At 58.8% G+C, this 267-nt stretch carries 1 protein-coding gene; it reads left to right on the top strand.

Translation table 11 applies throughout. The features are described from left to right. A partial coding sequence (locus tag NLF92_RS13120) for an OmpA family protein (RefSeq protein WP_254102662.1) occupies positions 1–267 on the top strand: 267 nt, incomplete at both ends.

Here is a 267-nt window from a genome sequence, read left to right as displayed (position 1 = left end):
TGTCCTAAACGGCGACCTGGGCTACGCTCAAATTCTGGGTCAGAGATTCGCCGCCGAGGTGCCGACGCAGATCAACTTTGCCTTCGACAGCGCTCAGCTTGATGAATCGGCACGGCGGATTCTGTTGCGGCAAGCGGCTTGGATCAAACAATTCCCAGAAGCGCGCTCCCGGGTTTACGGTCACACCGACGCGGTCGGCTCTCAGGCTTACAACCAAGCCTTGGGTCAACGCCGGGCAAACGCAGCAGTGGCATTCCTGACTCAACA

Origin of the sequence: Opacimonas viscosa (genome assembly GCF_024199005.1) — a bacterium.
Lineage (GTDB): Bacteria > Pseudomonadota > Gammaproteobacteria > Enterobacterales > Alteromonadaceae > Opacimonas > Opacimonas viscosa.
This window is presented reverse-complemented; position numbering and strand designations above follow the sequence as displayed.